Below are 5,373 nucleotides of genomic sequence, written 5' to 3'. Positions count from 1 at the left end.
GGCACAACGCTGTCCCCCCGCGCGTCGCCACCGGCGCGCACGGGGGGACTTCGTCAGCCGGCGTGCGGCCCAGTGCGCGCCGGCCTGCGCGGCCTCAGCCGGTGGCCGTCACTCCCCGGCCGGCAGCGCGCCCTGAGAAGGTCGGCCACTTGGCGAGCGCGGCCGTCGCGCCGTACCAGGCGGCGAGACCCGTCACCGCCGCGACCCAGCCGCCCGCTTTGGCCAGGCCCTCGCTCTCGGCGAGCGCGGCTATGCCGAGCACCACGAGCGAGACCGTGAACAGCCCGAAGACCCCTTGGGTGTAGATTCCGGCGCCCGCCGACGCGGCCGTCAGAGTCAGCGCGAGCAGCGCCCACAGCAGCAGGAAGACGCCCGCCGCCTCGGACGACGTCCCGGGACCTGCGGCGGTCCCCCAGATGAACCAGAAGGCGCCGAGGCCCGCGAACGCCGTGCCCGCGCCCGCGTTGCCCGCTCGGTATTCGAGCAGTCCGACGACGAACAGGGCGAAACCGCCGAGCCAGGTGGCCAGGTCGGTGGCGTCCAGGGCCGTCACATTGTCGATCACGCCGGTATGGCCGATGCCGAACGCCAGCAGCGTCAATCCGAGGGCGAGGTGGCCGAGAGTCGATGGAGTAGCGCTTCCCGCGGAGACGTCCTTGTCCACGGCGGGCTCCCTTCGTGTCCTTGTGCAGTTGTGGTGTGACCCAGGACACTTATGTACCCTTCACAAGCACACAATGCACCTCTACGCATCAGTAGATTTCCCTACGGGACCAGGGAGTTGACGTTGTGTCACTGATACGGGGGCGATGAGACGCGCCGGGGCATACGCCGGGAGCGCGAAGGGGGCGCCGAGGTCCCGCTCCCCACGGCGCGGGACCCCCGCCGAGCCCCTCAGCGCGGGACCCCCGCCGGGCCCCCTGCCCGCAAGCCGGCCTTTGATCGCCGGACGGGGCCGCTGTGCGCCACCGGGCCCCTCCAAGCCTCCGGCGGGACGCGTGCCACGGGTCACGGCCGCCACCGGCGTACGGGTCCACGAGCGTACGGGTCACGCGCGTACGGACCACTGGCGTACGGGCTACGGACCGCTGGCACCTGGCTACGGGCTACGGGCTACGGGCTACGGGCTACGGGCTACGGGCTACGGGATGACGACTACGGGACGCTGGGCGCGGCGTGCCAGCCGTCCGGCCACCGAGCCGAAGATGCGCCCGACGATGCCGTGCGTGGAGCCGACCACGATCGCGTCCGCCGAGTACTCCCGGCCGACCTCTTCCAGCTCATGACAGATGTCGCCGCCGCGCTCCACCAGGATCCACGGCACCTCGGAGAGATAGTCCGCGCAGGCCAGCTCCAGGCCGAGGACCTCGGTGCGGTGGTCGGGGACATCGACGAAGACGGGGGGCTCACAGCCCGCCCACACGGTCGTCGGCAGCCGGTTGGCGACATGGACGATGATCAGTCCGGAGCCGGAGCGCCGGGCCATGCCGATGGCGTACGCGAGCGCCCGCTCACTTGAGGTCGATCCGTCGAAGCCGACGACGACTCCATGGCGGAACGCCGGATCGCAGGAATGGCGTGACTCTTCCGCCGCTTGCAGATCCGACGAGGGGTCGGCTACCTGCTTGCGGTCCGCGGGTTCGGGGATCTCGTGACCTGCCATCGGTGTCTCGGCGAAGGAAGTCCTCAGTGAGAGGGAACGACATTACGACGGATTCGGTGTCCGGGAATCATCTTCCCTGGCCCATACCCGTAAGGGTACGGCGACACTCCTCTCCTGCCCAGGGCCGGGCGGCCCAACGGGACGTTGCAGGGAGCATGCCTGAGGAGGTCCCGGATGGCAATGCCACTCGGCGGTTACAGCCTCCCGGACGCGCCCCCGCGCCCGCTCCGGGCCCCGGCCCCGGGGGCGCGACCCGGCCACCGGGCGCCGGTCCCGGGCACGTGAGAGGGCGCTCAGGGGGCGTACGCCGGTGCATGCCCTCACCGCGGCACGGCGTGCACGTTATGCGCCACGCCCGGCCGGGCGGAGCCGCCCCGGCACCGGTGCCGCCCCTGAGGGGACGGCCGGGCATCGCCCCTGGGAGGCCGGAACAGCGGATCCGGAACAGCGGACCCGGGGCCGGTCGGGGCAGCGGATAGCGAGACGGTCGGGAGGCCCCGGGATACGGATCCGGACGCGGACGCGGCCACCCGCCGCGCCTGGCCCGCCCACGCCCCCGGCCGCCGGACGCACACGGGCACCCGGCATGCCCCCTGAGCCTCTCAGCGTCTCTCAGCGCCCGGAGCCCCCAGGGCACCCAGGGCACCCAGATGCACCGGAACGCACCCGGGAGCCCGGTGGCATCCGGGGCATCCCATAGCACTTTTTCCCCACCGGTCACCTGTGACCCAGTGACCGGAGGGCCGCGTTCCTCGTTGGCACCTTGGTCATCCCGCAGCCATCCCCAGCCTGAGAGAGGGTCCGTGCCCGCACGCCCGACCGCCCGTCCCCGTACTCCCCGCCCCCGTACATCGCCGCGCACTCCCCCCGCGCCCCCCGCCGGCGACACCCGCCCGCACCCCACCGCCGACTCGGTGGGCGACGTGGTCCGCTGGGCGGCGTTCAGCTGTCTGCTCGTCCCGGTCGTCCTCGTCGTCTACGGGACGTCCTTCGGCGGGGCCGCCGCGGCGGCGCTCGGGCTCGCGGCGGTGACCACCGCGTGCCGGGTCCTGCTGCGGTACTCGGAGCGCAACGCGGCACGGGCCCGCGCCGCCGGGCCGGGCGCCGGGGCCGCGGGCGCCACCGGAGGGAAGGAAGGGACGCCGACGATGGAACATGCCCCCGGCACGGGACGCGGCAGACGGGGCCGACCGGTCGCGGGACCGCACCGCCGCGTCCCTCAGGGCGGGGAACCCACCCCCGGAGACTGACCCGTTCGCACATCCGCACCCGTATAGTTTCAGCCAACTTCGCGCTAGTACCGCTCCCTTGGGGAAATGGCCTGCCTACCCCCTTGCCACCTGGAAGGAAAGGACTATTCGCGGCGCTCGCACCCTACGGGGACGGGCCATGCGCGCGCGACGGCCTTCCCTGCGGAGCCCGCGAGTGGAACGCTTCGTGATCGAATGCTTCGCGCCAAGTTGCCATGCAGACATAGCGGGGCATGCCGAACTTGTCACGGCGGCGCCACGGGACACAGTAGATTTCGATCATGAGTATCGAAGGCTCGGGACTCGTGTAACACGAGGGGAAACGTGCAGGAGCGAAAGGCCCGAAACGAACGGGGAGACGCGAACACCGAGGGGGGCTTAGCGTCATGAGTCAGGACTCCGCCGCACCGGAGGTAGCACGAAAGCTCTCGGGGCGCAGGCGCCGAGAAGTCGTCGCGGTACTGCTGTTCAGCGGCGGCCCCATCTTTGAGAGCTCCATCCCGCTCTCGGTGTTCGGAATTGACCGTCAGGACGCCGGAGTTCCTCGCTACCGACTGCTCGTCTGCGCAGGCGAGGAAGGCCCGCTGCGGACCACCGGCGGCCTCGAACTGACCGCGCCGTACGGCCTGGAGGCCATCGGCAGAGCGGGCACCGTCGTCGTACCGGCCTGGCGGTCGATCACGTCACCGCCACCGCCGGAAGCGCTCGACGCGCTGCGCCGCGCCCATGAGGAAGGGGCCCGGATAGTCGGACTGTGCACCGGAGCCTTCGTACTCGCCGCGGCCGGCCTGCTCGACGGCCGCCCGGCGACCACCCACTGGATGTACGCGCCGACACTCGCGAAACGGTATCCATCGGTCCATGTGGACCCGCGTGAGCTGTTCGTCGACGACGGCGATGTGCTCACCTCCGCGGGCACCGCGGCCGGAATCGATCTCTGTCTGCATATCGTGCGCACCGACCACGGCACCGAGGCGGCCGGGGCGCTCGCCCGCAGGCTGGTCGTGCCACCGAGGCGCAGCGGCGGGCAGGAACGCTATCTGGACAGGTCTTTACCTGAGGAAATCGGGTCGGACCCGCTGGCCGAGGTCGTCTCGTGGGCGCTGGAGCACCTCCATGAACAGTTCGATGTGGAGACGCTGGCGGCCCGGGCGTACATGAGCCGGCGCACCTTCGACCGGCGATTCCGTTCGCTCACCGGCAGCGCGCCGCTCCAGTGGCTGATCACCCAGCGGGTGCTCCAGGCACAGCGGCTGCTGGAGACCTCCGACTACTCGGTGGACGAGGTGGCGGGCCGCTGCGGCTTCCGCTCCCCGGTGGCCCTGCGCGGCCACTTCCGGCGGCAGCTCGGGTCCTCCCCGGCCGCCTACCGGGCGGCCTACCGGGTCCGGCGCCCCCAGGGCGACACACCCCCGACCTCGGTCGTGGAGTCGGTCGTCCCGGTCCAGGCGAGACGCACCACGGCGCCTGGAGGCCCTCCGGGACACCCCGCATCGCCGGCGGCTCCCCCGGAGCTGGGGAAGCCGCCGTCCAGCGCGTACGCGACGGGCCATGGACGCCCTAGCCTGCCCGGCCAGCGGAGTGCGCCATAAGGTAGGCGCATGAACGACCGCATGGTGTGGATCGACTGCGAGATGACCGGGCTCTCGTTGGCGGAGGACGCACTCATCGAGGTGGCCGCACTGGTCACCGACTCGGAACTGAACGTGCTCGGTGAAGGGGTGGACATCGTGATCCGCCCGCCGGACGCGGCGCTGAAGACGATGCCCGAGGTGGTACGGCAGATGCACACCGCCTCGGGCCTTCTCGACGAGCTGGCGGGCGGCACCACGCTCGCCGCCGCCGAGGAACAGGTGCTGGCCTATGTGCGCGAGCATGTGAAGGAACCGGGCAGAGCCCCGCTCTGCGGGAACTCGGTCAGTACGGACCGGGGCTTCCTCAACCGTGACATGGCCGCCCTGGAGAGCTATCTCCACTACCGGATCGTGGATGTCTCATCGGTCAAGGAGCTGGCCCGCCGCTGGTACCCCAGGGCGTACTTCAACAGCCCGGAGAAGAGCGGCAACCACCGGGCCCTGGCGGACATCCGCGAGTCGATCGCCGAGCTGCGGTACTACCGCGAGGCGGTCTTCGTGCCGCAGCCCGGCCCCGACTCCGACACGGCGAAGGCGATCGCGGCGAAACACGTGCTGTCCGGGGAGTGAGCACGGCGTCCCGTACGGAGCCGGGTGAGGTGATCACAGCCGAGGTCAGCACCGCGTCAGCAGCGGGTAAACCCTGGCGCGAGCACCCTCCCGGACCCTGTACACTTTTTCTCGGCCGGTCGGTAAAGCGACCGGTCATGGTGGGTGTAGCTCAGTTGGTAGAGCACCTGGTTGTGGTCCAGGATGCCGCGGGTTCGAGTCCCGTCACTCACCCTGAACGAATCAGCCCCTGACCCGGATCAGACAGGTCAGGGGC

The 5,373-nt window shown here is 71.0% G+C and carries 5 protein-coding genes and 1 tRNA gene; 4 read left to right on the top strand and 2 right to left on the bottom strand.

Features of this window, described 5'->3' with window-relative positions; genetic code table 11:
• Positions 1–94 precede the first annotated feature (94 nt).
• On the bottom strand, positions 95–664 hold the full coding sequence (locus ACWF94_RS32385; protein WP_453496672.1) for an acetate uptake transporter: 570 nt from the start codon (positions 662–664) through the stop codon (positions 95–97).
• A gap of 477 nt (positions 665–1,141) precedes the next feature.
• Positions 1,142–1,663, bottom strand: a complete 522-nt coding sequence (locus tag ACWF94_RS32380; protein WP_453496669.1) for a universal stress protein — start codon at positions 1,661–1,663, stop codon at positions 1,142–1,144.
• A gap of 803 nt (positions 1,664–2,466) precedes the next feature.
• Here ACWF94_RS32380 and ACWF94_RS32375 point away from each other — a divergent pair.
• The 4 genes from ACWF94_RS32375 (at position 2,467) to ACWF94_RS32360 (ending at position 5,330) form a co-directional block, all read left to right on the top strand.
• Positions 2,467–2,913 carry a hypothetical protein gene (locus ACWF94_RS32375; RefSeq protein WP_453496666.1) on the top strand — a complete coding sequence of 149 codons (447 nt, stop codon included), beginning with the start codon at positions 2,467–2,469 and terminating at the stop codon, positions 2,911–2,913.
• A 386-nt stretch (positions 2,914–3,299) separates the two neighbouring features.
• Positions 3,300–4,505 (top strand): GlxA family transcriptional regulator, encoded by a 1,206-nt coding sequence (locus tag ACWF94_RS32370; RefSeq protein ID WP_453496663.1) that lies wholly within the window; start codon positions 3,300–3,302, stop codon positions 4,503–4,505.
• Positions 4,506–4,514: 9 nt separating this feature from the next.
• Positions 4,515–5,117: an oligoribonuclease gene (gene orn / locus ACWF94_RS32365; RefSeq protein WP_453496660.1), complete on the top strand. Its 603-nt coding sequence runs from the start codon at positions 4,515–4,517 to the stop codon at positions 5,115–5,117.
• A 140-nt stretch (positions 5,118–5,257) separates the two neighbouring features.
• Positions 5,258–5,330, top strand: a tRNA-His gene (locus ACWF94_RS32360).
• The last annotated feature ends 43 nt before the right edge of the window (positions 5,331–5,373 follow it).

It is taken from the genome of Streptomyces sp. NPDC055078, from assembly GCF_053607985.1.
Note: the sequence above shows the minus strand (reverse complement) of the source record. Positions and strands in the feature narration are given on the sequence as shown.